Source organism: Micromonospora sp. NPDC049047, from assembly GCF_040649135.1.
In the GTDB taxonomy this organism is placed as follows: domain Bacteria; phylum Actinomycetota; class Actinomycetes; order Mycobacteriales; family Micromonosporaceae; genus Micromonospora.
Window position 1 is genome coordinate 499,579 of record NZ_JBEZEY010000001.1, and the last position, 26,222, is coordinate 525,800.

Below are 26,222 nucleotides of genomic sequence, written 5' to 3' on the forward strand. Positions count from 1 at the left end.
GCGCCAGCGTCCGGAGCCGACCGGGCCGTCCGGATAGCGTGAGCGCGTGCGTACCGTCGAACTGGTCTGCTCGCCCGGGTTGGAAACCGCGGTCCGGGCGGTCTGGCAGCGGTTGGTGGCCGCCGGGCTGCCCAGCCTGGCGCGCAACATCCACCCGACCAACCGGCCGCACCTGACCCTCGCCGCCGTCGACGAGTTCCCGCCCGGGGCCGCGTACCGCCTGGCCGAGTTGTTCGACGCCGCACTGCCGGTGCCGGTCACGCTCGACCGCGTCGTGGTGCTCGACGGCAGCGCCCCGCTGGTGTGGCTGGTCCGGCCGACGCCGGCGCTCACCCGGCTGCACGCCGCCGTCTGGGACGTCCTCGCCGAGGCCGACGGGCACCGCCCGTGGCACGCTCCGGGGGTGTGGGTGCCGCACCTGAGCCTGGCCCTGCGGTTCCGCGACGCGGACCTGCGGGTGGCCCGCGCCGTCGCCGGTGGGCAACGCCCGACGGGGGAGTTCTCCGCCGCCCGCAGCTACGACGGAACGGACCGGACGGTGACGCCGTTGACCCGCCTCCGCTAGGGTCGGCGCGTCGTCGGCCGAGCGGGGGATCCGGGTGCGGAACATCGACTCCCACGACGGTCAGCTGCGCGACGCCGGTGTCCCGGAGCAGTGCTGCTTCTGCGGGCGGCTGTCGCTCGGCCTGGTGGGTCAGGACTACTACCTGGCCCCGTATCTGCTCGGCTCGGACCGGTCCGGCACCGACGACCGGTACGGCCAGTCCCACCTGCGGTGCCTGCGGGGGAGGAGATGCCCGACCGGAGCCGCTCACGGAAACGAGCGCGGTGCGGATCCCCTCTTTCGGCGCTGGCAGACATTGGGGGATCATGGTCGCCATGGACGCTGTGGACACGGGGTGGGTCACCATCATTACCTATCCGAACGCCCGGGGCTGCCCGCAACCGACGGCGGCCGTACGCGCGTGACTGCGTGATCGGGGCATCGACTGGATGCCCTTCGTGGCGGACGCGATCGCCGTCGATCTGAGTTGTGGTGTCCGCGATGACGGTCGATGGCACGGCTGGGTCGGCATCCGTGTCCAGGCTGCTGCGCTGCGCGGACTCGGCCTGCACCCGGACCAGCCGACCGCGACGGCCGCCAACCCGAGCCCGCCCGCCTGGTGGCATGCGGCCGCGGAACGCCACGCTCGTCGGGCCGGTGGTCGTCAGTGAGCGGGCGACGCGGCTGTCCGGCGCGCGCCGGACCCGGAAGATCGGTGCGCCGCCCGTCGGGGCGATGATGACGGCATGAGTGATGGCACCCAGGGCCGCGCGATGGCCGAGCTGGCGGGCCTGCTGGCCGACGGCACCCGGGCCGGTATCTGTCTGGCGTTGCTCGACGGCCGGGCCTGGACGGCCGGCGAGCTGGCCCGGCGGGCCGGGGTCGCGCCCTCGACGGCAAGCGACCACCTCACCCGACTGGTGCACGGCGGCCTGCTGGTCGAGGAGCGGCAGGGCCGCCACCGCTACCTGCGGCTGGCCGGGCCGTCGGTGGCCCGGCTGATCGAGGAGCTGGCCGGGCACGCGCCGGCCGCACCGACCCCGTCCGGGTCGTTGCGCGCGTCAGTGGTCAGCGCCGCCCTGGCGTACGCCCGGACCTGCTACGACCACCTGGCCGGGCGGTTGGGTGTGTTGATGTACGACGCGCTGGTGGCCGACGGACGACTGGACCGCTCCAGCGGCCTGACGGTGACCGCCGCGGGCTGGGCGTGGGCGGGCGAGCTGGGCGTACCGGTGACTGCCCTGCGCGCCGCTCGACGCCCGGTGGTCCGCGACTGTCTGGACTGGACCGAGCGGCGCCCGCACCTGGCCGGAGCGCTCGGCGCGGCGCTGTGCGGCCGCTTCACCGACCTGGGCTGGATCACCCCGGGCACCGGTCGCGCGGTCCGGCTCACCCCGGCCGGTCGCACCGCCCTCGCCGAGTCCCTGGACGTCCCTACGGCCGCCCTCGCGCCCGCCCCGTCCCCGGCACCCGCCAGCGGCCGCGCCTGACCCGTCGGCCGGGCCCGTCGGCCGGGGCGGGATCGTTCGGCGCGGACCGAACGATCCCGGTCCTACCGTCGAGCCGTGACTGACACCTGGCCCGACCTCCCACCCGCCGCCGGAACACCGCAGTGCGGCCCACCCTCGTTCGCGCCGGAGCGCGGTTGGTGGGTTACGCGGCACGCGGACGTGCGGGCGGCGCTCACCGACCCGGCGTTTCGGGTTCCCGCTGTCGACAGCGGTCCGCCCGGCACGCTCGCCTGGCTGCGTGCCTCGGTGAGCAGGTTCAGCGAGCCGCCCCGACACGCCGAGCGCCGGTCGATAGTGGTCGGCGCGCTGACCACGTTGGACCCGGGCGAGCTGCGGCAGGAGGCGGCCCAGCGGACCGCTGCCGTCCTGGACGAGGCCGGCGACCGCCTCGACGTGATGCGTGCACTGGCCCGGTCGGTGCCCTTGCGGGTGCTGGCCGGGCGGCTCGGTCTCGCCGAACCGGCCGCCGCCGGAACGGCGGTCGCTGTCGTCGCGGCGGCGTACCACCCGGGGGTTGACGTGGCCCTGGTCCGGCGGGCCGACCGGGCGGTCGCGACGCTGCTGGCGGCGCTGCCGCCGGCCGCGCCGGAGGTACGCGCGAACCTGATCGGCCTGCTGGTCCAGGCGTGCGACGCGACCGCCGGTCTGATCGGCGGCGCCGCCCACCACCTGCTGCCCGGGCTGGGTGGTGGCCCGTCGCCGGCGGTACCGACGGCGGAGCTGCTGGCCGAGGTGCTGCGGCTGGACCCGCCGGTACGGGCGACCCGGCGGGTCACCGTGGGCACGGTGCGACTGGGCGGGCGGGAACTGCCGGCGGGCAGCCCGGTGCTCCTGCGCTTCGACGCGGCGAACCGTGACCCGACGGTGTTCGCCGAGCCGGCGGCGTTCCGGCCGGGCCGTGCCGGTGCCGGCCTGCTGACCTTCGGTGCGGGGGAGCGCGGCTGCCCCGGCGACCGGCACGCGCTGGCCCTCGCCACCGGGGTGCTCGACGTGCTGCGCGCACGCTGCCGGCGCACCGGCGCCCCGCTGTGCCACGAGCCGCACCCGACCCTGACGGTGCCGAAGACCCTGGAGGTGAGCGTCCGATGACCGACCGGTGTGCGGAGTTCCGCGCCCTGCATCACACAGGCCGACCGCTGTTACTGCCGAACGCCTGGGACCACGCGTCGGCGGCGGCCCTCGCGGCGCGCGGGCACCTGGCGATCGGCACCACCAGCCTCGGGGTCGCCGCCGCCGCAGGACGGCCCGACGGCACCGCGGCCACCGCCGTGGAGACCCTGGATCTGGCCCGTCGGCTGGCCCGCCTGCCGGTGCTGCTCAGCGTCGACGTCGAGGCCGGGTTCGATGACGACCCGGCGGCGGTCGCCGGGTACGTGGCGGAGCTGGCCGGGTTGGGTGTGGTCGGGATCAACCTGGAGGACGGGCGCGCCGACGGCACGCTTGCCGATCCGGAGTGCGTGGCCGACAAGGTCGCGGCCGTGAAGGCGGCGGTGCCGGACCTGTTCGTCAACGCCCGCGTCGACACGTGGTGGCTGGGGGTGCCGGAGCCGTTGCCGCAGACAGTGGCCCGGGCCCGGGCCTACCGGGCCGCCGGCGCGGACGGGATCTTCGTGCCGGGCACCGTCGACCTGGGGACGCTGCGCGTGCTCAGCGAGTGGGTCGACGGTCCGCTCAACGCGCTGTACCAGCCGGGCGGGCCGACGCTCGACGAGCTGGGCCGGGCCGGGGCCGCCCGGGTCAGCACCGGCTCGCTGCTGTTCCGGGCGGCGCTCGCCGCGGCGGTCACCGCCGCCGACGCGGTCCGGGCGGGCGGGCCCGTCGCTGCGTCGGGGCTGTCGTCGTACGCCGAGGTGCAGGGCCTGGTGCCTGCGGACGGCGAATCCGGCCAGCGGGACAGCCGCTAGGCAGGTGCGGGACGCCACAGGCCCACCTCGAAGGCCTCGCACAGCCCTCGGTCGAGGCCGGCCACCTGGGCCCACCACCGACTCTTGACCCGCAGGTACTCCTCGGTCATGTAGTCCCGGTCGAGGATCTGCTGGTACGCGGCGACCGCCTTCATCTTGGCGCACCAGACGTCAGTGACGTCCACGAAGAAGGTCGGTCGGAAGTCGGTGGTGGCGAAGGTCGGGTGGCCGAGCAGGAGCATCGTCGGATGACGGCTGCGGCTGACGGTGATCCGCACGGCGTGGCAGATCGCGTTGTGGTCCTGGTTCTGCCCGGCGCCGGGGCCGTGGGTGATCACGACATCCGGGCGGCGGGCATCGATCAACGCATCGGTGAGGGTGACCAGGTCTCCGTCGGTACGCAGGTCGTTGGAGGCCAGGTCGCCCACTTCGCCGGAGGCCCCGAGCAGCTCGCAGCAGGCGTCGAAGGCCTTGTCCCGGCCCTGCCCCCCGTGCGACAGGGCGGCGACGTGGACGCCCATCCCGGCCTGGGTCATCCGGGCGATGGTGCCGCCGCAGAGCAGCGCCTCGTCGTCCGGGTGGGCGACGATCACCAGAGCGGTGCGCAGTGTGGTCGTCGCGAAGGGATTCGCCCCGTTCGCCGTCAGCGAGGTCGGTGCGGTGTCGTCAGCCATTGACGAAGTATGGCGGCAATCCGTCAGCGTCTGATCACGCGCAGGTACCTCCCGTGCCGCCGTTCGGCGTAGCGGTGAGCGCGAGGTCCGGCTCCGTTAGGGGTGAATCGGAGGATTGTTCGATCCATCCCAGTCCGGCTGATTACGGTGGGTTTCAGGGCGATCCACCCAGTGCCGCGAGCGGAGAAGGGACCCCCGTCATGCGAGTGCCCAGCCGTAGTCCGGGACAGCAACCTGGTTCGCCCGTCTCACCCACCGCGCCGCCGCGCCGCCGGCCCACCGGCAGCACCGCGCGCCGCCGGCCAGCCGTCGAGCCCGACCTGGCCGCCTACCGGGCCGCCGTCGCCGAACTGCTGATCGAGGTCGGTGCCCTGGCCGACGCGGCGAGCACCCGGGCCCGCCAGGTGCTCGTCGACGAGCGGCTACGGGAGCCGGCGCTGGCCGCAGTCCTCGACGCCACCCCGCAGGGGCTGATCGGGGCCCGCGAGACGTTGCTGCTGGAGATGGCCCGCTACCAGCCCAACGAGCGCACCTCGGCGGCCGACCTCAGCGCGCTGGTGCGGATCTACCTGCTCTCCCGCATCGACGTGCTGTGGTGGCAGGACGCCCCCACGTTCGTCACCGACGACCAGGTGAACGGCAGCGCCGAGCTTGTCGACCTGGAGTGGCTGCGTCGCCGCGACCTGCTGCGGTTCCGCTACCAGGAGCAGCCCGCGACCCTGCTGGGCCGTGCCGCCCGCGGCCTGCGACGCCGACTGCGCCCGGACGCCACCCCGCAGACCGCCGGACTGCTGTTCCGTCGCGCCCGCCGGGAGGTGGTGGCGTTGCTCAACGACCTCGCGCGGGAGTTCGCCGCCGCCGCGCCGCCGAACACCCCACCGCTGTGGGTGACCAGCCTGGTCCGCAGTGCCGAACACCAGTACCGGCTGCGCCGGCTGGGCTACGCCGCGATGCTGCCCAGCGGGCACTGTCTCGGCTACTCGGCAGACGTCGAGCTGAGCTGGTTCGAACGCTTCGGTGCGCGCCAGGCGCTCGCGGAACTGCTGCTGGCCCGACAGGAGGCCGGCGAGATCAACGTGATCGACGAGGGGCAGGCGTGGCACCTGTGCCTCGCGCCCGCCGCCCGGCGCCGGCTACGCCGCGCGTACGAGGCCGAGATGGGGGTCTGAACCGTGTGCGGCATCGCCCTGAGCATCGGACCCGAGGCCGATCCGGCGACCTTCCGCCGGATGCTCGCCGTCCTGGCCCCGCGCGGCGAGGTCACCGAAACCCGGTCCGAGCGCGGGCTGCTCGCCGGCACCCGCCGCCTGCGCGTCGTCGACCGGGATCGGGCGGTGCAACCGTGGACCTCGACCGACGAGCGCTGGCTGCTCTGCTTCAACGGGGAGATCTTCAACTACCGGGAGCTGCGCACGCAGCTGACCCGGCTGGGTCAGGCGTTCCGCACCGAGAGCGACACCGAGGTGCTGCTCGCCGCGTTCCAGCAGTGGGGCGAGGCGGCGGTGACCCGACTGCGCGGCGAGTACGCGTTCGCGGCCGTCGAGCGGAGCACCGGCCGGGCCTACCTGGCCCGCGACCCGCTCGGGGTCAAACCGCTGTACCTGTCGCGTCGGCCCGGCTGCCTGCAGCTCGCCTCCGAGGTGAAGGCGCTCGTCGGGCACGGCGCACCGATCACCGAGGTGCCGCCGGGGCACCACGGCTGGGCTGAGGTGGATGGGCCGGTCCGCCTCAACCCGTACGTCGACCTGCTCACCATCGGCGCGGGCCTGCCGCTCATCGACGACCCGGACGAGGCCGCCCTGCTCGTTCGGGCCGCGCTGAGCGACGCCATCCGGATGCGGGTGGAGACCGACCTGACCGTCGGGGTGGTGCTCTCCGGTGGGCTGGACAGCTCACTGACGCTGCGGCAGGTACGCGACATCCACCCGGACTGCGTCGCGGTGACGGTCGGCGTCGCCGACAGCCCCGACGTCGCGTACGCCCGGCGGCTCGCCGCCGACCTCGACGTGCCGCACGTCGTGGTCGAGCTGCGCCCGCGCGACATCCGGCTCGCCGACGTGCGCGAGGCGATCCGGATCTCCGAGCTGACCGAGTACGGCGACATCATCAACGCGGTGGTCTCGGTGCCGATCTTCCGGCGCCTGCGGGAGTTGGGCATCAAGGTGGTGCTCACCGGTGACGGCTCGGACGAGTTGTTCGGTGGATATCCGATGTACCACCAGGTCGGCCCGGCCGCGGCCCGCCGGCTGTTCCTGCACCGGATCCGCAACCTGTGCCGGACGGAGTTGCAGCGGGTGGACCGGGCCGCGATGGGCCACGGCGTGGAGGCCCGCGTGCCGTTCCTCGACCTCAGCGTGGTGGAGCTGGCGATGCGGCTGCCACTGGACCTGAAGCTGCGCGACGGGCAGGAGAAGTGGATCGTCCGGCGGGCGTTCGCCGACGTGCTGCCCGACTACATTCTGCGCCGGCCGAAGAACCCGATGTCGTACTCGTCGGGGTTGCACGAGCGGGTCCGCCTGTACAAACCGCTCTTCGCCCGGCTGCACCGCTCGTTCGGCTACGACCTGCAGGAGCCGGTGCGCCGCGACTTCGACTCGGTGCTGAGCCGGTGCGGCAACGACCTCGACCGTGCCATCGCCGACGGGCTCGACCGGCCCGACTACACAGTCCTGGAGCATGCCCGCGATCTGGTCGGTGCCGCCAGGTGGAACGCCGCGCCGATGGTCCGTCGACTGGTCGGCCCGCGCCCGGCCCGCCGCTCGTCGGTCGGTTGACCCCACGCTTGACTCTGACACCGTGTCAGGGACGAGCGTGAGGGGATCATGTTCACCATCGGAGACTTCGCCCGGCTGGGCCGGGTGTCGGTGCGGATGCTGCGCCACTACGACAACGTCGGGTTGCTGCGTCCGGCCGCCGTCGACCCGCACACCGGGTACCGGTTCTACCGCGCGGACCAGCTGCGCCGGCTCAACCGGGTGATCGCCCTGAAGGACCTGGGCCTCACGCTTGAGCAGGTGCGGGTCATCGTCGACGACGCCGTCGACGTGGTCGAGTTGCGCGGAATGCTGCGGCTACGCCGGACCCAGTTGGAAGAGCAACTGGCGGCGGACGCCGCCCGGTTGGCAGCGGTCGAGGCGAGGCTCCGGATGATCGAGTCGGAGGGAACCATGACTACCCAGGACGTCGTCCTGAAGGAAGTTCCACAGGTGCGCCTCGCGGAGCTGACCGCTGTCGCGCCGAGCTACCAGGGCCAGGACATCGGCCCGGTGATCGGGCCGCTCTACCCGGAGCTGTTCCGCCGGCTGGCCGCCGCCGGCATCACCCCGACGGGGCCGGCGATCGCCTGGTACGAGCCGGCCGCGCCGGGTGACGGCGACGCGGTGCTGGTGCACGCCGGGGTGACCGTCGCGGCGTCGACAGTCCCCGACGTCGAGGTACGCGACCTGCCCGCGCTGGGCTCCGCCGCGACGATCGTCCACCACGGCGCGATGGCCGACGTCGAGCAGAGCATGCAGGTGCTGGCCCGATGGATCGACGACAACGGCTACCGCGCCGACGGCTTCGCCCGCGAGGTGTACCTGGACTACTGCGCGGACGAGCCGGAAAAGGGCGTGACCGAGATGCAGCTCGCGGTGCACCGGGACTGACCCGACCCTGCCGTCGGGTCCTCGTGGCGGGGACCCGACGGCGGCGGGCTGGGGACCAGCCCGCCGGTGCCGCCCTGGGCAGCTCAGCTCACCAGCAGCAACGCGCCGACCGCGGCGAGCGTGCCGGTCACCGCGAGCAGGGTGCTGCTCAGCACGAAGCGGGTCGACGGCACCGTCACCCCGGCCGCCCGGCACCGCTCGAACCACAGCAGGGTGGCGAGCGAGGCCCAGGGCGCGGCCAGCGGGCCGACGTTGGTGCCGATCAGCAGGGCCAGCAGGCGGGTGTGGTCGGTGGCCGGCAGCACCGCCTCGCCGGCCAGGTAGGCCGGCAGGTTGTTCACGCCGTTCGACAGCAGCGCCCCGGTGCCGCCGGCCCGCAGCGCGCCGAGCGCCCCGTCGTCGGCGCCGAGCAGGCCGGCGACCAGGTCGTCCAGCCCGTGCTGACCGAGGGTCTGCACCACCAGGAACAGCCCGACGACGAAGAGCAGCAGCCGCACCGGCACCAGCCGCAGGCGCAGCGTGGCGGGGGAGCGGACGACGAACCCGACAAGCACCAGTGCGAGCGCGACGGCCGAGGCGAGACCGATCTCCACCCCGGCGAGGATGCCGGCGACGAAGAGCAGGCAGCCGGCGAGTGCGACGCGGTGCAGCACCGGGTCCGCCGGCAGGTGCCGCTTCGGCGGTACGAAACGCCCGCCGGCCGGTCGGTCCCGCCGCCACCACACGTACCAGAGCAGTGCCATGGTGACCGTCACCGCGGCGAGCTGCGGCAGCGCCATCCGCTCGGCGTAGGCCAGTGGGGTCAACCCGACCCGGTCGGCGGCCAGCAGGTTGGTCAGGTTCGACACCGGCAGCAGCAGGCTGGCGGTGTTCGCCAACCAGACGGTGGTGACTGCGAGCGGGGCGGCCGGCACCCGCAGGTTGCGGGCCAGGGCGAGCAGCACCGGGGTGAGCAGCACGGCGGTGGTGTCGAGGTTGAGTACGAGGGTGGTAAGCGTGGCCAGGCCACCACAGAGCAGGAACAACGCCGCCCACCTGCCCCGGGAGGCGATGGCCAGTTGGCTGGCCAGCACGTCGAAGACACCGGCCACGGCGGTCAGTTCGGCGAGCACGATCACGGTGCCGAGAAAGAGCAGAAGCGGCAGGACCCGGTGCAGGGTGGCGGTGGTCTCCGCCGCGGGCAGCAGCCCGCTCAGCGCGCAACCCACCCCGAGTGCCGCGAGGACGACGGCCACCAGATCAAGCGGGTGGGGTCGCCAGCGGCTGGTCGGCTCGGGCGGTGCGTCGGCGACGGCGGCAGGCTTCACGTCTGACCACGTTCCCACGGCTGCCGGTCTGTCGCCCGCCGTGGTGACCAGCCCCACGATCGCGGCGGCCGGCCGCCGAGGGGACGTGGGCGGACCTGCCCGAACAGGGCCGGGTCCGGCCCCCCATGGATCGGGGGACCGGACCCGGTGCGGTGTGGTGCCTACCAGCCCAGGTAGCTGGGCTGGGTCTGCACGTTGAGTTCGGGGTAGCGGGTCAGTTTGGCCGTCCAGGTCCGCCAGTCGTTCAGCTCCAGGACGTCCAGGCCCTTCACCATGTCGTTGGAGTAGATGTGGCCGTTGTAGTAGTACGCGGACCAGGTGCCACCGCCGACGAGCCTCTCGGTCGAGAGCGGGCCGCGCTCCCAGAAGGCGATCTCCTTCGGGTTGGCCGAGTCGGTGAAGTCCCAGACCGAGATGCCGCCCTGGTACCACGCCTGGACCATGATGTCCCGACCGAGCACCGGGACCAGCGAGCCGTTGTGCGCCACGCAGTTCTCGGTGTCCGCGTTGGTCCGGGGGATCTTGTAGTAGCTGCGGAAGGTCATCGTCCGGGCGTTACCGCGGCCGGCGATGTCGTAGATGGCGTCCGCGCCCCGGTTGGGTCCGATGGCCTCGTTGCAGGTCGCCGCCCCGCCGCCACCCAGCTCGTCGGTGAAGACCACCTTGGTGCCGGAGTTGTTGAAGGTGGCCGAGTGCCAGAACGCGAAGTTGACGGTGTCCCGGACCCGGTTGATGACCCGGGGCGCCTCCCGGTTCTTGATGTCGAGCAGGATCCCGTCACCCATGCAGGCGCCGGCGGCGAGGTCCTTCGACGGGTACGCGGTGATGTCGTGGCAACCGGTGGTCGCCGAGCCCGGCCCGCCGGCGAAGCCGCCGTCCGGGAAGAGGTTCGGCGTGGCGACCACTGCCGCGTCGGTCGGCTTCTTCAGTGGCACCTTGATGATCGAGATGGAGTCGTGCGGCGGCTGGCAGTCCGGGAACTCGGCCCGCGGGCTGTACGACGACACGTACAGGTAGACGGCCTTGCGGTCCTTGCCCGGCACCAGGGTGTGGGTGTGCGAGCCGCAGGCCGTCTCGACGGACTTGATGTAGCGCGGGTTGGCCTTGTCCTTGATGTCGAAGACCTTGATGCCCTCCCAGGAGTCCTTCACGTCCGCCCCCTGCGCGGTGCTGTTGCAGGAGTCGTCGCTGCGTGACGAGTCGGTGGAGAGGAAGAGCAGGTCGCCGTGCACGGAGATGTCGTTCTGCGACCCCGGGCAGAGCACCCGGGCCGTGACCGTCGGGGCGCTGGGCCGCGAGATGTCGTAGATGACGAAGCCGTTGTAGTTGCCGGCGAACGCGTACTTGCCCTGGAAGGCGATGTCGCTGTTCGTCGCGTCCAGGGGGGCGACCTTTGGCACGTTGGCGATCTGACGCAGGTTGGGACTGCTGACGATCTCGTCGACGCCGGGGATCGCGGCGGCGGGCGCCGGCTGCGGCGCCACCTGGGCGTTGCTGGCCGGGGCGACGAGCGCGCTGGCGACGAGGAGGCCGGTCGTCGCGAGCGCCACGATGCGCAGGTGTCGTGGCCGGGGCAGGTGGAATTTGATCATCGGCGAGGCCCTTCGCAAGGGGGAGATGATTGTCGACACCTTACCGTCCTGCGAAGATCGTCGATGTGATGGGGGTCACATTAAAGTGACTCCATCAATGGGTAGCATCGCGATGACCTCGACTTCAGGGAGTGGCCCATGACCGACCGGCGCGCCCGAACCCTGGCGATTGTCACACTGGCCGTCATGCTCGCGCTGGTGGCCGTGGTGGTGACCCGCGCCGGCGGCGACGCCGCGACGGGCGCCGCCGGGTCGGCCTCCGCACCCGCCACCCCCGCGCCCACCTCGCCGACAGCCAGCCCGGTCCCCACCGACCTGACCGTCATCGCGCCCGGCCGCCCCGGTGAGGTCGCGGCCACCCGCGCGGCCCACGAGGTCCGCGACGCCGGCCCCGCGCCGCACAACTCCTTGGACGTCTGGTTCGTCCGGATGATGATCCCGCACCACGCGCAGGCGCTCGAAATGGCGCAACTCGCCGGTGACCGCGCTGCCGACCCCGACATCCGGGCCCTCGCCGAGCGCATGCGGGCCAGTCAGGAACCGGAGATCGGCATGATGCGGGGCTGGTTGCAGACCCGCGGCCTCCCGGCGGAGGTCGCGGGGCACGACCACGGCACCATGCGCGGCATGCAGTCACCCGAGGCGATGCGGCAGCTCGCCGCCAGCCGTGGCGCGGCCTTCGACCGGCTCTTCGTCCGGATGATGACCGAGCATCACCAGGGCGCCATCGAGATGGCCACCAACCTGCTCACCGTCGGGTCCGACCTCACACTCAACGAATTCGCCACCTCGGTCGCCACCGAGCAGACCGTCGAGATCGACCGGATGCGCGAGGTCCTCGACCGGTGAGCCGGGCCGGTCGGGCCGACCGGCGGGATCACCGCACGGTCCGGCCCGGCCGAGGCGCGCTGGCCACGCCTGCCGGCACGTACGCTGGGTGACCGTGAGACGCACGATGTTCGGTCGCCCGCTGCGCGGCGTCGCCTTCGACGTGGCCGTCTCCGCCGTGGTGGCCCTGATCGGCCTGGCCGGCGCGGCGAACCTGGCGGGCGGCTGGGCGGCCGCGATCGTCTGTCTGGGCATGGCCGTGGCGCTGCTGTTCCGCCGGGTCCGCCCGGGCGCGGTGACGGTGGTGGTCGCCGTGCTCGCCCTGGTGCAGGTGATCGCCCGCTGGGGTCCGCTGCCCTTCGACGTCGCCGTCCTGATCGCGCTCTACAGCGTGGTGAAGTACGGCGATCGGCTGCGCACCGGGGTGCTCGCCGGCGTGGTCGCCGCGGTGGGCGCGGTGCTCGCCGCCGTGCAGACCCCCGGCGTCATCGTCTGGTGGATCACCTCGGTGTGGTACGCGCTGGTCACCGGTGCGGTGTGGCTGGTCGCGCTGAACGTGCGGACCCGCCGGCTCTACGTACTCAGCCTTGAGGAACGGGCCACCACCCTGGAACGCGAACGGGAGGCCGAGTCCCGGGCGGCGGTCGCCGAGGAGCGCACCCGGATCGCCCGTGAGCTGCACGACGTGGTCGCGCACAGCCTGGCGGTGATGATCGTCCAGGCCGACGGCGCGCGGTTCATGCTCGACCGTGACCCCGCCCAGGCCCGCACCGCGGTGAAGGTGGTCGCGGACACCGGCCGCTCGGCGCTTGAGGAGATGCGCCGGTTGGTGGGCGTCCTGCGCGACGCCGGCCCGGCCGGCGGCGACGGGCTCGTGGCCGCCGCCGACCCGGAACACCGGCGCCTGGCCCTGGCCGAGCTGCCCGACCTGCTGGCTCGCTTCGGCGACGCCGGGCTGCACATCCGCAGCACCGTCACCGGCGAGCAGCCGGCGCTGCCGCCCGGGTTGGAGCTGACCATCTACCGGGTGGTGCAGGAGGCGCTCACCAACGCGCTCAAGCACGCCGGCGTCGGCGCCGGCGTCGAGGTCGTCCTGACCCACACCGTCGGGGCCGTCGTGGTCCGGGTCCGCGACGACGGCCGGGGCCGGCCGCTGGTCAGCCCGGCACCGTCCGGCGGTCACGGTCTCCTCGGCATGCGGGAGCGGGTCACTGTGTACGACGGCACCCTCACCGTCGGCCCCCGGCCGGCCGGGGGCTGGCAGCTCGAAGTGCGGCTACCGCTACCGTCGGAGCCGGCAACGGAGGTGATCGCGGCATGACGGTCCGGGTGGTGATCGTGGACGACCAGGCGTTGGTCCGCGCCGGGTTCCGGATGGTGCTCGAGTCCCAGCCCGACCTGGAGGTGGTCGGGGAGGCGATCGACGGCGCGGACGCCCTGCGGGTGCTCTCCCGCACCGAGGCCGACGTGGTCGTCATGGACATCCGGATGCCCACGATGGACGGGGTGGAGGCGACCCGGCGGCTCTGCGCCGACCGGCCCGCGGGCCCGCCCCGGGTGCTGGTGCTCACCACCTTCGACACCGAGGCGGACGCGTTCGCCGCGCTACAGGCCGGGGCGAGCGGGTTCCTGCTCAAGAACGTCCCGCCGGAGGAGTTGCTGGCCGCGATCCGGGTGGTGGCCGGGGGCGACTCGGTGGTGGCCCCGTCGATCACCCGGCGGCTGCTGGACCGGTTCGCCGGGCAGCTCGGCGCCGCACCGAGCGCGGACCCTCGCCTTACCCAGCTCACCGAGCGGGAACGGGAGGTGCTGCTGCTTGTCGCCCAGGGCCTGTCCAACGCGGAGATCGCCGCCCGGGTGCACGTGGCCGAGGCGACGGTGAAGACCCACGTCGGTCGGATCCTGGCGAAGCTGCACCTGCGCGACCGGGTCCAGGCGGTGGTCCTGGCGTACGAGAGCGGGCTTGTCACACCCGGCGGATGACGCCGCGTACGACCTGGGTCGTAGTGGGTGATGGGCGCACCGCGACCCGCGGCGCAGGCAGGTCGAGCGCGCAGGTGGAGATCGACTGACCAGCTCCGGCCATAGCGTCGGAGGGGTCCGATCCGTCACCTGCACCGGGAGCTCCGCATGATCCGCCTGACCCTGCGCTCGTTGCGTGCCGAGGCGCTGCGCATGCTGCTCTCCGCGCTGGCCGTCGTGCTCGGGGTCGCGTTCGTGGCCGGCACCATGATCTTCGTCGACGGGATGCGCGCCGGGGCGTACGAGCGGGCCGGCACCTTCGACCGGCACACCGACCTGGGTGTCTACTCCGCCGGCCGGGAGGCGCTGGCCCCCGCCCTGGTCGACCGGGTGCGCGCGGTCGACGGGGTGGCCGCCGCGGCTGGTGAACTGACGGACACCGCCGGGATCCTCGGCTCCGACGGCCGTCCGGTGCTCGGCTTCACGATGCTGGTGGCCATCCCCACCGAGCCGGCGCTGCGCTCGTACGACGTGGTCGCCGGCCGCCTGCCCGACCGGGCCGGGGAGGTGGTGCTCGACGCGCCGACGGCGGCCGAGGAGGGCTTCGCCCTCGGCGCGGAGGTGCGGGTCGGCGGCGGTGGCGGCGCGGCCCGCCCGTACACCCTGGTGGGCACCGTCGACGTGGCTGGCACCGTCCGCGACGTCGGGGGGCCGTTCGTCGGCCTGGTCGGGCCGGACGCGTTGGCCCTCACCGGCCAGCGGGGATACGGCCGGATCATGGTGGCGGCCCGTCCGGGTGCCTCCGTCGCGGCGGTGACCGAGCGGGTGCGGGACGTGGCTGGCGGCGAAGCCCTCGTGAAGAGCCGGCAGCGGATCCTCGACGAGGCCGTCGAGGAGGCGGTCCGCAGCGCGGACCAGTTCCGGATGCTGCTGTTGATCTTCGTGGGGGTCGCCGTGGTGGTGGCCGGCTTCGTGATCGCCAACACCTTCGCGATAGTGCTGGCCCAGCGCACCCGGCGCACCGCGCTGCTGCGCCTGATCGGCGCCACCCGGGGGCAGGTGTTCCGGGCCGCAGTGCTGGAGTCGGCGGTGCTCGGACTTGTCGCCTCCGCGCTCGGGGTGCTGCTCGGGGTGGCCCTCGCCGGCGGGCTGCGGCTGCTGCTGTCCGAACTGGACGTGTTGGGCACCGGAGCCCTGACCGTTACCGGTTCGACAGTGCTCACCGGTCTGTTGCTGGGCACCGCGCTCACCGTGTGCGCCGCCCTGCTACCGGCCTGGCGGGGCACCCGTGTCGCGCCGGTGGCCGCGCTCACCGACGCCGCGGTGCAGCCGAGCCGGGGCGCCGGCCGGCTCCGGTTGGCCTTCGGCGCGGTGCTGCTGGCCGTCGGTGTCGCCGCACTGGCCGGTGCCGCCAGCGCCGGCCAGCTGGTGCTGGTGGCGGCGGGTGGGGTGCTCACCTTCTTCGGGATCGTGCTGTTCGGGCCGGTGCTCGTCCCGGCCCTGGCCCGGGTGTTCGGCTGGCCGGTCCGGCGCGTCCTCGGGGCGACCGGCGCACTGGCGGTGGCCAACACGGTCCGCAATCCGCGCCGGGTCGCCGCTACCGCCACCGCCCTGGTGATCGGGATCGGACTGGTGTCGGCCTTCATGGTCGGCGCACGCAGCACCAAGGACGGCATCGAACGCAGCGTGGATGAGCAAGTCGGGACGGACTTCGTGGTGAGCGGAATCGGTCAGGATCTCCCGGCTGCGCTCACCGGTGAGCTGGCCGCCCGTCCCGAGTTGGGGGTGGTGCACGAGCAGCGTCACACTGTCGTCGACGACGTCGAGATCCGGGCGGCCCACCCGGCGCTCGTCGGCCGGACCCTGGGCGCGGTGCTGGCCGGCGACGCCACCCGGGTCGGTCCCGGGCAGGTGCTCGTACACCAGGAGTTGGCCCAGGCACGCGGCCTGCGGGTCGGCTCCCCGGTGACAGTCGCGGACCGGCCGTTCCGGGTGGCGGCGGTGGTCACCGACGACACGCCGGCCGACGGTGCGCCGGCGGGTCACGTCATCGACATGGCCGACGCGGACTTCGCCGCGCTCTTCCCCGGTCAGCGGGGTTTCCTGGCCGAGATCGACCCCGCCGCCGGGGTGAGCGCCGAGCAGGCCCGGGACGTGATCGAGGGGGTGCTGGCCCGTTATCCGACGGTGAACCTGATGGACCAGGGCGCGTACAAGAACATGCTCACCGGCACCGTGGACATGGTGCTCGCGTTCGTCACCGCGCTGCTCGGCCTGGCCGTGGTGATCGCCCTGGTCGGCGTGGCGAACACGCTGAGCCTGTCGGTGGTCGAGCGGACCAGGGAGAACGCCGTGCTGCGGGCGGTCGGGCTGACCCGCGCCCGGATGCGGGCGGTGCTCGCCGTCGAGGCGGTGCTGATGGCGCTTGTCGGTGCGGTGCTCGGTGTGGGGCTGGGCACCGGCGTCAGCGCCTCCGCGATGGCCCTGTTGAGCCGCCTCGGCGGGGACTTCCACGTGGTGCTGCCGCTCGGCCAGCTCGGGCTGATCCTGGGCGTCGCGGTGCTGGCCGCCCTGCTCGCCTCGGTCCTGCCGGCCCGCCGGGCGCTGTCCCGCCCGGTCGTCGAGGCGCTCGCCGACCAGTGACGACGCCGCGGCCGGCCGGCCGGCCGTCGACGGGTGTCACCGCCCGGTGCCGCCGGCCGGGACGGGAACGGACGAGGTGCCGCCGGCCGGGGCGGGAACGGACGAGGTGCCGCCGGCCGGGGCGGCAACGGACATCCGCCGGCCGGTCCCGCCGTCTTGCGCGGCGGCGGGACCGGCCAGCGGTGCCGGGTCTAGAGGCGCTCGACCATCGGGCCGACGCACCGGTTGCGGGTGTCGAAGACGTAGCGCGCGTGCCGGACCACCAGGTCGTAGTCGAAGGTGTCGTGGTCGGTGACCACCACCACCGCGTCGGCGGCGCGTACCTCCTGCTCGGTGAGCCCGACCACTGTCACCCCGGCCGGGATGTGGTGCGCCTCGGCGTACGGCTCGACCGCGTGTACCTCGGCACCGAACCCCCGCAGTCGGAGGGCCACGTCGACCGCGGGGGAGTCGCGCATGTCGCCGGTGTTCTTCTTGTACGCCAGACCGAGCAGCAGCAGCCGGGCCCCGCTGACGGCCCGGCCGTCCCGGTTCAGTCCCGCCATGATCCGTTGGCAGACGTGTTCGGGCATCTCGTGATTGATGTCGTTGGCCAGTTCGATGAAGCGGAACTGCCGGCCCAGGCGGCGCTTGACCTGCCAGGACAGGTAACACGGGTCGATCGGCAGGCAGTGCCCGCCGACTCCGGGCCCGGGCCGGAACGGCAGGAAGCCGAACGGTTTGGTCTCGGCGGCGTCGATCGCCTGCCAGACGTCGATGTCGAGGTGGTGCGAGAGCATGGTCAGCTCGTTGATCAGTGCGATGTTGACCTGGCGGAAGGTGTTCTCGATCAGCTTGGTCAGCTCCGCCACCCGGGTCGAGCCCACCGGCACCGTGCGGTCCACGAGCCGCTTGTAGAACTCGTCCACCCGGGCCAGCGAGGCCGCGTCCACGCCGGAGACCACCTTCGGCGTGTTCTCCAGCCGCCAGGTCCGGTTGCCCGGGTCGATCCGCTCCGGGCTGTAGCCGAGGTGGAAGTCGCCGGGACTACTCAGTCCGCTCGCCGACTCCAACAGTGGGCGCAGCAGCTCCTCGGTCGTGCCGGGGTACGTGGTCGACTCCAGGACCACAGTGCACCCCGGCCGGACGTACGGACCGATGCCGACACCGGCCTGCTCGACGAAGCTCAGGTCGGGGGTGCCGTCGCGCAGTGGGGTCGGCACGGTGATGACACAGATGTCGAAGCCCTCGGCATCCGTGTACTCCGTACTGGGGTGGTATCGGCCGCTACCCAGGGCGCGGCCCAGCCGGTCGGTCGGGATGTCCTCGACGAACGACTCGCCGGAGGCGAGACGCTTCACCCGGTCGGCGTCGACGTCGAGGCCGACCACGTCCAGCCCCGCCTCCACCGCGCGCATGGCCAGCGGCAGCCCGACGTACCCCTGACCGATCACGACCAGCTTTTCAGCGTTCACCCGGGCTCCCGCAGCAGATGGTGGATATGACCTGCCGAGGAGCCTAGAGGGGCGTTGGGTGACGCAAGTCCGTTTTGGGGATATCGGTGCTGGTGGGACTATCCGCGCTGGGCGAACCCGGAGCGCTCAGTTGCCCTCCGGTACGTCCGGACCACCGGTCGGCAGGCCGTCCGGCGGGGTCGTCGGGGGCACCGACGGCGGGGTCGCCGGGGTGCTCGCCGGGCTGCTGGTCGGCGGGGTGGTGAGCGTCGGCGCCCCGGTTGGCGTCGGCGGGGTGCTCGTCTGACTGGGTCGCGTGCTCGGCGTAACGGGAATCGACGCCGACGGCGAGTTGCCGGGCGGCGCCGCCCGGTCGGGTCGGGTCGGACCACCGGTGGCGACCTGCTCGTTGCCCGCCGGCAGCTCCAACGGGCCACTCGGCGCCACAGCCGGCGAGGTGGTCGGCAGGTTGACCGCCGGATCGTCGCCGGTACCCCGCGTCGCGCCGAGCGCCGCGCCGAGCCCGACAAGGGCGACGAGCACTGCCACCCCCGCGCCGACCAACGGACCCCGCCGACGCTCCCGCCCGACCTGCGGCCCACCTGCCACCGCCGCGCCAACCGGCCCGTCGGTGCGGGTGCCCGGCCCGGCGTCGCGCAGCGGAACGGCCCCGGCCAGCGCGGTCGGCGGCTCGCCGCCGGTGACCGCGGTCCGGGCCGCCTCGGCCATCGCCGCGCCGCTGCTGAAACGCTCGAGTGGGTCCTTGGCCAGCGCCCGGTACACCAGGGCGCGGACCGCCTCCGGAATCTCGTGCGGCAGCTCCGGCGGCTCGTCGTCGAGGTGTCGGACGGCCACCTGGAGCGGGTTGTCGCCGGTGAAGGGCGGACTGCCGGTGAGGCAGCAGTAGGTGACCGCGCCCAGCGCGTAGATGTCGGTGGCACCGCTTACCGGTCGACCGGCGGCCTGCTCGGGAGCCATGTAGAGGGCGGTGCCGGGCACCGCGTTGGTGCTGGTGATGCTGGTGATGTCGAGCGAACGCGCCACGCCGAAGTCCACCAGGACGACGGTGCCGTCCTCGAGCACGAGCAGGTTGCTGGGCTTGACGTCGCGGTGCACGATGCCGCCGCGGTGCGCCGCGTTCAGCGCCGAGGCGGCCTGGGCGACGATCGACATCGTCTCGGCCACGTCGAGGCGGCCGGCCGTCTCGATCCGCTTGGACAACGGCTCGCCGGCGACGAACTCCATGACCAGGTAGTCCGCCCGACCTGCGCCGTCGGGCAGGTCGTCGGCGCCGCAGTCGAACACCTGCACGATGCCGGGGTGCCGCAGCGCTGCCATGATCCGCGCCTCGGCCCGGAACCGGGCGATGAAGTCGGGGTCGGAGACCAGGCTCGGCAGCAGCACCTTGACCGCGACCTGCCGGCCGAGGATCAGGTCCGAGGCAAGCCAGACGTCGCCCATACCGCCCGTGGCGACCCGTTCGTCCAGGCGGTACCGACCGCTGAGCACGACCTCCGATGACAACACCGCAATACCGTACCCAGAGTGGCGCGCGGGAGCGCGACACGGGCCGTCCGCCGAACGAGTGACAGCATCGGCACCGGCCGGTTGACCTCTGTGGACGCCGCGTTCTTGTGACGGTGTGGAAGCGTTCGGTGACGAAAGGTGACATATTTCGGCCCGCCGATTCCCCGCGCTCACCGAGACGCCGTGCCGCAGTCTGGTTTGCGCGCTCTGGTCACAGGCGGTGACGATGACACGCCGGCCCGCAGAGTTGATAATTGTCACTCTTCCGTGACAACGTGCCGGCTTGTCGCCTCGGTGGCCCCGTCCTAGCGTTAGCCCGGCTCGGCGCCTCCGGTCACCTCGACCGTCGACGCGCGGAGCCGATCGACCCTGGCGTCGGCCACCAGGCATCCCGGCCGACGACCTCGGTCACGGGTCGGAGCAGATCGGCGGAGGGCGGTGCGGGGGCGGATGTGTGGCGGTCGGACGAGTCATACCGCGTGCTCTGCCGCGCCGCGGCTACGCGGGGCGGGGCGAGCCGGACCCGCCACGGGTCGCGGATGACAGCCGAGCTGTCGGAGGCGGTCAGCGCGGCGCAGGCGGGGGACGAGGACGCGTTCCGCCTGCTCTACCGCAGCCTCCAACCGGGCCTGCTGCGCTATCTGACCGCCCTGGTCGGCTCGGACGCGGAGGACGTCGCTTCCGAGACCTGGCTACAGATCTCCCGGGACCTGCCCACCTTCACCGGTGGCGAGTTCCGCGCCTGGGCCGTCACCATCGCCCGTAACCGGGCGATGGACCACCTGCGCCGGCTGCGCCGCCGACCGTCCCTGCCGGTCCCGGTGCACGCGCTCGTCGACCTGGCCAGCACGGCGGACACCGCCGAGGGCGCCAGCGAGACGATCGGCACCGAGACCGCCCTGGCACTGATCGCCACGCTGCCACCCCGCGAAGCCGAAGCGGTCCTGCTCAGAGCCGTGATCGGATTGGACGCGGGATCAGCCGGCCGGGTGCTGGGCCGTCGGGCCGGCGCCGTCCGGACCGCCGCCCATCGCGGTCTGCGACGGCTCGCCGCCCTGCTGGAAAGGCAGAGCGGCGAGCCGTCGGCCGAGGTCGACGGGGTGCCGCTGCCCCGCACCGGTGGCAGCCCATCCCTGCGGGCATCGCACGCCGAGCCGGCGGACGGCTGACGTGAGGGGATTCTGGATGAACCCGTTCCGGCGCGTCGACAATGCCGAAACCGAACGGCTGCTCGACGCGGCCCGCGCTGACGTTCATGCCCCGTCGGACCAGGTCGGCCGGGTCGACACGGGGTCGTCGCCGGTGGCCGTACCCGCTGCGGATCCGGTGGCCGGCCTGCTCGCCGCGGCCGCCGGCCCGGCCCGGCCGGGCGAGTTGGCCGGCGAGGATGCCGCGCTTGCCGCGTTCCGGGCGGCTCGGGCCGCGCCGGCGCCGTCCGTGCCCCGCCGGCCGCACCGTCGCCGCCTCACCACCGGCGCGGTGGCCTGGATCGGCGCGCTGGCGGCCACCGCCACGGCCGGCGCCGCCTTCGCCGCGGTCACCCGGGACCGGACGCCGGAGCCCGTCGCACCGGCGCCGTCGCGGACCTCGTCGAGCCCCGATCGCAGCGCATCCACCGCTGGCGAGCCCGGTCGATCGGTGCCGCCCGGCCCGCCGTCGCCGGGTCAACCGGCACCCGGCGCGCCGGTGCCGGACCCGCCGGTGTCCCGCCCGCCGTCGCCGGGCCCGCCGTCGAACCCTGGCCCGCCCGCCGGCCAGTTGCCCGGGCTGTGCCGTTCCTGGCAGGCGAAGAAGCCCGAACACCGGGAGTCAGCGCTACGGACGCCGGCTTTCGAGTCGTTGGTGGCCGCCGCCGGCGGCGTCGCCGAGGTCGCGGCGTACTGCCAGCGGTTGGCGCCCGAACCCAGGCCGTCCGAGCCGGCGAAGCCCAAGGCACCACCGCCGTCGGCGGGCCACCGCGCTCCCAGGTGAACGGTCGGCGCGTTTCCGTTCCGCCCTGCGCGGGAACTGCGTCTGTTGGACAGAGGTGGGTGGCGCTGGCATGGCCCCGACGGTGTCGGTGGGTGGGTTTACGGTGGCACCGTGTCCCAGAGTCGGCAGATGGAGGGGGGTCCCGACCGTTGGTGACGTCACCCGAGCTGGACCGCAGCGCCATCCTGCGCGAGTCCGGCGCCGCGAGCCGGCACCTCGCCCGGATCTGCTTCAAGACCGGCCCACCGACGCTCACCGGCGTCGAACTGGAATGGACCGTGCACGACGCCGCCGATCCCGCCCGCCCCGTCGACCCGACGCGGCTACGGGCGGCGCTGGGGCGGCACAGCCCCGCCACGCTTGATGTGACAAGCCCGGCCGAGCCGCTGCGACACGGCGGCCTGGTGACCCTCGAGCCGGGCGGCCAGTTGGAGATCTCCACCCCGCCCCGCCCCTCGGTCACCGCCTTGATCCTCGCCACCGAGGCCGACATCGCCCAGGTCACCGACCTGCTGGCCGCCGCCGGGCTGATCCTGGGCCGCAGCGGCATCGACCCACACCGACGGCCCCGCCCGGTGCTGGAAACTCCCCGCTACCGCGCGATGCGCGGCGCCTTCGACAGACACGGCGCCGCCGGCCGCACCATGATGTACAGCACCGCCGGCCTGCAGGTCTGCCTCGACGCCGGTGAGCCCGACCAGGTCCCGGCACGCTGGGCGGCCGCCCACGCGGTCGGGCCGCCACTGCTCGCGGCGTTCGCGTCGGCCAACCGGCACGCCGGGCGGCGCACCGGCTGGGCCTCCGCGCGGATGGCCGCCTGGTTGGCCATCGACCCGGCCCGCACCCGCCCGGTCTGGACGCCCGGCCGCATCGACGAGGACCCGACCGCCACCTGGATCCGGTACGTGCTGGCCGCACCCCTGCTCTGTCTGCGCCGGCACGGCCCGGACTGGACCGCACCGCCCGGCGTGACCTTCGCCGACTGGCTGGACGGCGCGCTGCCCCGCCCGCCCACCACCGACGACCTCGACTACCACGTCAGCACCCTCTTCCCGCCCGTGCGCCCGCGCGGCTACCTGGAGCTGCGCTACCTGGACGCCCAGCCCGAGCGGGGCTGGCGGCTTCCGCTGGCGGTGCTCAGCGCCCTCTTCACCGATCCGGGCACGGTGCGCGCGGCGCACGAGGTCGCCGCGCCGGTGGCGCACCGCTGGTCGGCCGCCGCCCGGCACGGCCTGGCCGATCCCGCGCTGGCCGCCGCCGCGGCGGCGCTGCTCGACCTGGCGCTGCGCACCCTGCCCCGGCTGGACCTGCCGGCCGGCATCCACGACGAGATCCAGCGCGGCGTACGACGGCGGTTGGCCGCAGCGACGAGAGGACGGGACAGGTGAACGCGAGGAGTGCACCGGGGCCGCGAGCGAAGGGCAGCGTGATGAGCGCGAGTACGACAGAACACCCCGACGGGGAGCGGCTGCGCGACCGGATCGCGGGGGAGTTGGCGCGGGCCCGGGCTCGCACGACGTTGCTGACCGAGGTGGTCGACGACGAGGATCTGCTGCGCCAGCACTCACCGCTGATGTCGCCGCTGGTCTGGGACCTCGCCCACGTGGGCAATCAGGAGGAGCTCTGGCTGGTCCGTGACGTCGGGGGCCGCGAGCCGGTCCGGTGCGACATCGACGAGCTGTACGACGCGTTCAAGCAGCCGCGACGGGACCGTCCCACGCTGCCGCTGCTGCCGCCCGCCGAGGCGCGTGCCTACCTGGGCACCGTCCGGGACAAGGTGCACGACCTGCTCGAGCGGGTGGCGTTCACCGAGCGGCCGTTGGTCGCCGACGGGTTCGCCTTCGGCATGATCGTGCAGCACGAGCAGCAGCACGACGAGACCATGCTCGCCACCCACCAGCTGCGGTCGGGGCAGGCGGTGCTGCACGCCCCGCCGCCACCCGAGCCGTCCGCCCGGGTCGCTGGCGAGGTGCTGGTGCCGGCCGGCGAGTTCACAATGGGCACCGACACCGACCCGTGGGCGCTCGACAACGAGCGCCCGGCACACCGGGTCGAGCTGCCCGCGTACGTCATCGACGCCGCCCCGGTCACCAACGGGCAGTACGCGGCCTTCATCGCCGACGGTGGCTACACCGATCCGCGCTGGTGGAGCGCGGCGGGCTGGGCACACCGGCTCCAGGAGCAGCTGAGCGCGCCGATGCACTGGCGCCGCGACGGTGCTGACTGGTCCTACCGGCGCTTCGGCAGGTGGAGCCGGGTCCGTGCCGACGAGCCGGTGGTGCACGTGTGCTTCTACGAGGCGCAGGCGTACGCGGCCTGGGCCGGCAAGCGGCTGCCGACCGAGGCGGAGTGGGAGAAGGCGGCCCGGTGGGACCCGGCGACCGGGCGGTCCCGCCGCTATCCGTGGGGGGATGACGACCCCACCGAGGCCCACGCCAACCTCGACCAGCGTCATCTGCGGCCGGCGCCGGTGGGCGCGTACCCCGGTGGTGCCTCGCCGTTGGGTGTGCACCAGCTCATCGGCGACGTCTGGGAGTGGACCTCGACCACGTTCGACGGGCATCCCGGCTTCACCGCGTTCCCCTACCGCGAATACTCGGAGGTCTTCTTCGGCGACGACTACCGGGTGCTGCGCGGTGGTTCGTTCGGCACCGACCGATCGGCCTGTCGGGGCACCTTCCGCAACTGGGACTACCCGATCCGCCGACAGATCTTCAGTGGGTTCCGCTGCGCCCGCGACGTCCGACCGGACGAGTCGTACCGGTGAGCCACCGCGCGCCCGGCGGCCCGGCGGGGACGGCGTCCTGATGTGTCGCCACCTGGCCTACCTGGGACCACAGGTCACCCTGGCCGAGGTGCTGTTCGACCCGGCGCACTCGCTCGTGCGGCAGTCCTGGGCACCGCGTGACATGCGCGGCGGCGGCACCATCAACGCCGACGGGTTCGGGGTCGGTTGGTATCCGGGCGACGGTGAGCCGGTGCGCTACCGACGGGCACAGCCGATCTGGAGCGACCCGACAATCGCCCAGCTCGCGGCGGTGACCCGCACCGGCGCGTTGCTCGCGGCGGTGCGCTCGGCCACCGTCGGGATGGCGGTGCTCGACGGCGCCGCCGCGCCGTTCGCCGAGGGCCGGTGGTTGTTCAGCCACAACGGCGTGGTCCGCGGCTGGCCGGACGCTGTGGTGCCGCTCGCCGCCGGGCTGCCGGTGCGTGACCTGCTCACCCTGGACGCCGCCACCGACTCGGCGTTGCTCTGGGCACTCGTGCGGCATCGGCTGCGCGCCGGCGACGACCCGGCCGAGGCGGTCGGGCGGACGGTGGCGGAGGTGGCCGCGGCCGCGCCCGGATCGCGGCTCAACCTGCTGCTCACCGACGGCCGCCGGGCGGTCGCCAGCGTGGCCGGCCACGCGTTGTCGGTCCGGGAGACGCCGGCTTCGGTGCTGCTCGCCTCCGAGCCGCACGACGACGACCCCGGGTGGCGGGCGGTGCCGGAGGGGCACCTCGTCACTGCCACGGCGGGCGAGGTGCGGGTACGCCCGTTGCCGATCCGGTGAGCCGCACCTGTCGAAAACCAGTTGTTGTTCGAGGAGAGAGGCAATGCGATGACCGCGGATCCGCTGGAGATCTACCTCGAGGCGGGCGACCTGGAGCGCGGCCTGCGCGACGACGTCCGGGCCGGGCTGAGCGCCGGGCAGAAGTGGCTGCCGCCGAAGTGGTTCTACGACGCCCGGGGCAGCGAGTTGTTCGAGGAGATCACCCGACTACCCGAGTACTACCCGACCCGGGCCGAGCGGGCGGTGCTGGCCGAGCGCGCTCCCGCCATCGCGGCGTTGACCAGGGCCAAGACCTTGATCGAGTTGGGTTCCGGCTCGTCGGAGAAGACCCGGCTGCTGCTTGACGCCTTCGCCCGGCACGGCGGGCTGGGCACGTTCGTTCCGCTCGACGTGTCGGTGAGCGCGCTGACGAGTTCCACGGCCCAGATCGCCGCGGACTACCCGCGCCTGCGGGTCCGGGGCATCGTGGGTGACTTCACCCGACAACTGGACCGGCTGCCCACCGGCGGCCGTCGGCTTGTGGCGTTCCTGGGCGGCACCATCGGCAACCTGCTGCCCGCCGAGCGGTCCGGGTTCCTGACGGCGATGCGCGGCGCGCTGGAGGTCGGCGACTGGCTGCTGCTCGGCACCGACCTGGTGAAGGATCCGGCGGTGATCGTGCCCGCGTACGACGACGCCGCCGGGGTCACCGCCGAGTTCAACCGCAACGTGCTGCGGGTGATCAATCGGGAGTTGGGCGCCGATTTCGACCCGGAGGCGTTCGCGCACGTGGCCCGCTGGGACCCGGCGCACGAGTGGATCGAGATGCGGTTGCGGGCGACCCGGTCGATGCGGGTACGGGTGCTGGACCTGACCGTGGACTTCGCCGCGGGGGAGGAGTTGCGCACCGAGGTCTCGGCGAAGTTCCGCCCGGCGGGGATCGCCCAGGAGTTGGCCACCGCGGGCTTCACCACTGCGGAGTTCTGGACCGACCCCGACGGGCTGTTCGGGGTCACGCTGGCGCGGGCACGGTGAGCCGGTTCACCCACCCGGGCCCGGCCCGGCGGTGATCCGCTAGGCTGATCCCGCGAAGGGGAGTAGCCCCCAATGTCGTGGTCGACATACTGGTGCGTTCCGCATCCGGCC

At 73.5% G+C, this 26,222-nt stretch carries 22 protein-coding genes; 17 read left to right on the forward strand and 5 right to left on the reverse strand.

The features are described from left to right. Positions 1 to 46 precede the first annotated feature (46 nt). From AB0B86_RS02170 to AB0B86_RS02185, 4 genes are all read left to right on the forward strand, one after another. Positions 47 to 565 (forward strand): 2'-5' RNA ligase family protein, encoded by a 519-nt coding sequence (locus AB0B86_RS02170; protein WP_357412758.1) that lies wholly within the window; start codon positions 47 to 49, stop codon positions 563 to 565. A gap of 725 nt (positions 566 to 1,290) precedes the next feature. After that, positions 1,291 to 2,034, forward strand: coding sequence for a winged helix-turn-helix domain-containing protein (locus AB0B86_RS02175; protein WP_357412756.1), 744 nt, complete (start codon positions 1,291 to 1,293; stop codon positions 2,032 to 2,034). Positions 2,035 to 2,109: 75 nt separating this feature from the next. Beyond that, a complete protein-coding gene (locus tag AB0B86_RS02180; RefSeq protein ID WP_357412754.1) occupies positions 2,110 to 3,144 on the forward strand; it encodes a cytochrome P450 in 1,035 nt (344 codons plus the stop codon). Then, positions 3,141 to 3,959 (forward strand): isocitrate lyase/phosphoenolpyruvate mutase family protein, encoded by an 819-nt coding sequence (locus tag AB0B86_RS02185; RefSeq protein WP_357412752.1) that lies wholly within the window; start codon positions 3,141 to 3,143, stop codon positions 3,957 to 3,959. The genes AB0B86_RS02180 and AB0B86_RS02185 overlap by 4 nt, the downstream gene beginning before the upstream one ends. Here the strand turns inward: AB0B86_RS02185 and AB0B86_RS02190 are convergent. After that, a complete protein-coding gene (locus tag AB0B86_RS02190) occupies positions 3,956 to 4,633 on the reverse strand; it encodes a PIG-L deacetylase family protein (RefSeq protein ID WP_357412750.1) in 678 nt (225 codons plus the stop codon). The two genes, AB0B86_RS02185 and AB0B86_RS02190, sit on opposite strands and share 4 nt — an antisense overlap. 200 nt (positions 4,634 to 4,833) lie before the next feature. On the opposite strand from AB0B86_RS02190, the gene AB0B86_RS02195 reads away from it, so the two are divergent. From AB0B86_RS02195 to AB0B86_RS02205, 3 genes are read left to right on the forward strand one after another with little or no spacing between them, the layout of a single operon-like run. Beyond that, positions 4,834 to 5,802: a hypothetical protein gene (locus AB0B86_RS02195; RefSeq protein ID WP_357412748.1), complete on the forward strand. Its 969-nt coding sequence runs from the start codon at positions 4,834 to 4,836 to the stop codon at positions 5,800 to 5,802. Between the two features lie 3 nt (positions 5,803 to 5,805). Beyond that, a complete protein-coding gene (locus AB0B86_RS02200; protein ID WP_357414919.1) occupies positions 5,806 to 7,407 on the forward strand; it encodes an asparagine synthase-related protein in 1,602 nt (533 codons plus the stop codon). Positions 7,408 to 7,455: 48 nt separating this feature from the next. Next, a complete protein-coding gene (locus tag AB0B86_RS02205; RefSeq protein ID WP_357412744.1) occupies positions 7,456 to 8,280 on the forward strand; it encodes a MerR family transcriptional regulator in 825 nt (274 codons plus the stop codon). An 83-nt stretch (positions 8,281 to 8,363) separates the two neighbouring features. Here AB0B86_RS02205 and AB0B86_RS02210 read toward each other — a convergent pair whose 3' ends face one another. Both AB0B86_RS02210 and AB0B86_RS02215 read right to left on the reverse strand, forming a co-directional pair. Continuing rightward, positions 8,364 to 9,587 carry an SLC13 family permease gene (locus AB0B86_RS02210; RefSeq protein ID WP_357412742.1) on the reverse strand — a complete coding sequence of 408 codons (1,224 nt, stop codon included), beginning with the start codon at positions 9,585 to 9,587 and terminating at the stop codon, positions 8,364 to 8,366. Between the two features lie 161 nt (positions 9,588 to 9,748). Beyond that, on the reverse strand, positions 9,749 to 11,179 hold the full coding sequence (locus AB0B86_RS02215) for a hypothetical protein (RefSeq protein WP_357412740.1): 1,431 nt from the start codon (positions 11,177 to 11,179) through the stop codon (positions 9,749 to 9,751). 138 nt (positions 11,180 to 11,317) lie between these two features. Here AB0B86_RS02215 and AB0B86_RS02220 point away from each other — a divergent pair, with 138 nt between their 5' ends. From AB0B86_RS02220 to AB0B86_RS02235, 4 genes are all read left to right on the forward strand, one after another. Next, entirely contained in the window at positions 11,318 to 12,028 is a 711-nt protein-coding gene (locus AB0B86_RS02220; RefSeq protein ID WP_357412738.1) for a DUF305 domain-containing protein, read from the forward strand. Positions 12,029 to 12,116: 88 nt separating this feature from the next. After that, entirely contained in the window at positions 12,117 to 13,328 is a 1,212-nt protein-coding gene (locus AB0B86_RS02225) for a sensor histidine kinase (RefSeq protein ID WP_357412736.1), read from the forward strand. Beyond that, positions 13,325 to 13,990, forward strand: coding sequence for a response regulator transcription factor (locus AB0B86_RS02230; protein WP_357412734.1), 666 nt, complete (start codon positions 13,325 to 13,327; stop codon positions 13,988 to 13,990). Before AB0B86_RS02225 ends, AB0B86_RS02230 begins: the two co-directional genes overlap by 4 nt. Positions 13,991 to 14,137: 147 nt before the next feature. Further along, positions 14,138 to 16,612, forward strand: coding sequence for an ABC transporter permease (locus AB0B86_RS02235; protein WP_357412732.1), 2,475 nt, complete (start codon positions 14,138 to 14,140; stop codon positions 16,610 to 16,612). 191 nt (positions 16,613 to 16,803) lie between these two features. Here the strand turns inward: AB0B86_RS02235 and AB0B86_RS02240 are convergent, their stop codons facing one another. Further along, positions 16,804 to 18,066, reverse strand: a complete 1,263-nt coding sequence (locus AB0B86_RS02240; RefSeq protein ID WP_357412730.1) for a nucleotide sugar dehydrogenase — start codon at positions 18,064 to 18,066, stop codon at positions 16,804 to 16,806. Positions 18,067 to 18,192: 126 nt separating this feature from the next. Continuing rightward, positions 18,193 to 19,572 (reverse strand): serine/threonine-protein kinase, encoded by a 1,380-nt coding sequence (locus tag AB0B86_RS02245; protein ID WP_357412728.1) that lies wholly within the window; start codon positions 19,570 to 19,572, stop codon positions 18,193 to 18,195. 539 nt (positions 19,573 to 20,111) lie between these two features. On the opposite strand from AB0B86_RS02245, the gene AB0B86_RS02250 reads away from it, so the two are divergent. From AB0B86_RS02250 to egtD, 6 genes are all read left to right on the forward strand, one after another. After that, positions 20,112 to 20,741, forward strand: coding sequence for an RNA polymerase sigma factor (locus tag AB0B86_RS02250; protein ID WP_357412726.1), 630 nt, complete (start codon positions 20,112 to 20,114; stop codon positions 20,739 to 20,741). 16 nt (positions 20,742 to 20,757) lie between these two features. Then, a complete protein-coding gene (locus tag AB0B86_RS02255) occupies positions 20,758 to 21,543 on the forward strand; it encodes a hypothetical protein (RefSeq protein WP_357414921.1) in 786 nt (261 codons plus the stop codon). Between the two features lie 149 nt (positions 21,544 to 21,692). Beyond that, the gene (gene egtA / locus AB0B86_RS02260; protein WP_357407642.1) at positions 21,693 to 22,931 is read left to right on the forward strand and encodes an ergothioneine biosynthesis glutamate--cysteine ligase EgtA; all 1,239 of its coding nucleotides are present in this window, start codon (positions 21,693 to 21,695) and stop codon (positions 22,929 to 22,931) included. 41 nt (positions 22,932 to 22,972) lie between these two features. Next, complete coding sequence (gene egtB / locus AB0B86_RS02265; RefSeq protein WP_357407640.1) at positions 22,973 to 24,310, forward strand: ergothioneine biosynthesis protein EgtB; 1,338 nt, start codon at positions 22,973 to 22,975, stop codon at positions 24,308 to 24,310. Positions 24,311 to 24,350: 40 nt separating this feature from the next. Next, positions 24,351 to 25,097: an ergothioneine biosynthesis protein EgtC gene (gene egtC, locus AB0B86_RS02270; protein WP_357407638.1), complete on the forward strand. Its 747-nt coding sequence runs from the start codon at positions 24,351 to 24,353 to the stop codon at positions 25,095 to 25,097. Positions 25,098 to 25,145: 48 nt separating this feature from the next. Next, positions 25,146 to 26,111, forward strand: coding sequence for an L-histidine N(alpha)-methyltransferase (gene egtD / locus AB0B86_RS02275; RefSeq protein WP_357414923.1), 966 nt, complete (start codon positions 25,146 to 25,148; stop codon positions 26,109 to 26,111). The last annotated feature ends 111 nt before the right edge of the window (positions 26,112 to 26,222 follow it).

Coding starts and splice junctions, on each gene's coding strand:
- AB0B86_RS02175 (WP_357412756.1), top strand. CDS start 1,291: ATGAGTGATGGCACCCAGGGCCGCGCGATGGCCGAGCTGGCGGGCCTG.
- AB0B86_RS02185 (WP_357412752.1), top strand. CDS start 3,141: ATGACCGACCGGTGTGCGGAGTTCCGCGCCCTGCATCACACAGGCCGA.
- AB0B86_RS02190 (WP_357412750.1), bottom strand. CDS start 4,633: ATGGCTGACGACACCGCACCGACCTCGCTGACGGCGAACGGGGCGAAT.
- AB0B86_RS02195 (WP_357412748.1), top strand. CDS start 4,834: ATGCGAGTGCCCAGCCGTAGTCCGGGACAGCAACCTGGTTCGCCCGTC.
- AB0B86_RS02205 (WP_357412744.1), top strand. CDS start 7,456: ATGTTCACCATCGGAGACTTCGCCCGGCTGGGCCGGGTGTCGGTGCGG.
- AB0B86_RS02215 (WP_357412740.1), bottom strand. CDS start 11,179: ATGATCAAATTCCACCTGCCCCGGCCACGACACCTGCGCATCGTGGCG.
- AB0B86_RS02220 (WP_357412738.1), top strand. CDS start 11,318: ATGACCGACCGGCGCGCCCGAACCCTGGCGATTGTCACACTGGCCGTC.
- AB0B86_RS02230 (WP_357412734.1), top strand. CDS start 13,325: ATGACGGTCCGGGTGGTGATCGTGGACGACCAGGCGTTGGTCCGCGCC.
- AB0B86_RS02235 (WP_357412732.1), top strand. CDS start 14,138: ATGATCCGCCTGACCCTGCGCTCGTTGCGTGCCGAGGCGCTGCGCATG.
- AB0B86_RS02250 (WP_357412726.1), top strand. CDS start 20,112: ATGACAGCCGAGCTGTCGGAGGCGGTCAGCGCGGCGCAGGCGGGGGAC.
- AB0B86_RS02255 (WP_357414921.1), top strand. CDS start 20,758: ATGAACCCGTTCCGGCGCGTCGACAATGCCGAAACCGAACGGCTGCTC.
- egtB (WP_357407640.1), top strand. CDS start 22,973: ATGAGCGCGAGTACGACAGAACACCCCGACGGGGAGCGGCTGCGCGAC.
- egtC (WP_357407638.1), top strand. CDS start 24,351: ATGTGTCGCCACCTGGCCTACCTGGGACCACAGGTCACCCTGGCCGAG.
- egtD (WP_357414923.1), top strand. CDS start 25,146: ATGACCGCGGATCCGCTGGAGATCTACCTCGAGGCGGGCGACCTGGAG.